Annotated in this window: 1 protein-coding gene; it reads left to right on the forward strand. The window is 56.2% G+C overall.

The window, feature by feature from the left end; translation table 11 throughout:
- Positions 1 to 78: 78 nt before the first annotated feature.
- The coding region (locus tag G3436_RS26295) for a DUF4123 domain-containing protein (protein ID WP_163951232.1) at positions 79 to 964 on the forward strand (886 nt) is incomplete at its 3' end.

Here is a 964-nt window from a genome sequence, read left to right on the forward strand (position 1 = left end):
GATCAGATTTGCGGCAGACGTGCAGATGGCACGTGTTTTCGCGAACCCTGCAACTGTGCAGCAAGGGGTGCCAGTTAAATGCTGCGCAAAGGACTGCTTGAATACACACAAAAGCCTGTATTTCCATGTTCCGCCCGACAGGAACAATACTGGTTACTGATCAATGGCGGCTTCAGTCAATCCTTGGAGGAGGAAGTTGTAGCACTCAATGCCCGTCGCAACCATTGCTGGCTATGGCGTGGAAAAGCACTCGAATACGGCGTTCCGGATTTCCGTCAGGGCCCCCTGCTGGTACCACTGAGCAAGGCACTGTTTGACGCTTATCTTGGTACATGGGCACCCGCCTTTGCGGGCCTGATCCTGACTGCGTCGGCCGACAAGCACACCCTGCTTGATCACCTGACCCGCCCTTCGACTATCACGACGGCACAGGGCAATCCTGTGCGCTTTCATCTGGGCATGCTGCGCCAGTTGGAGGAGCTGTCCCTCGCGTTGAATGACTCACGCCTTGCACAGCTTCTGGGGCCGATCGAATCATTGATCTGGCGTAGCCAAGCAAGCCCCGATCAGTGGCTAACGCTGCATAACTCCTTCCCCGGTCTCGACGCACAAGGCGCCGAGCTACAACTTGACGCCTATGAGGAAGCTGCGCTTAACCACGCAAATTCAACCTGGTTCATGCAGTACGCCACCCAACGCCTTGAACGGGAGCAGCCCGAACTGGTGCGGCAGTTCGACGCTGCCCAACTCATTCGACGGCTGAGCATTTTCAAGCAGGAAGCAGACATCATGAACATTGCCCGCGAACGTGATCTCTATCGGTACTTCCTGCTTCGTCTGCGTTATCCGGAGCATCGCTTCGTCGAAGAACCACAGCTTCTGGCCTTGCTGTCAAAAAAGGCGCTCGACGCACGAATGCGCCTGAGCGAGAGCGAATACCACCTTGACCAACAGCCCTGCGCTT

The sequence above is a fragment of the Pseudomonas brassicae genome, from assembly GCF_010671725.1.
Taxonomy (GTDB): Bacteria; Pseudomonadota; Gammaproteobacteria; order Pseudomonadales; family Pseudomonadaceae; genus Aquipseudomonas; species Aquipseudomonas brassicae.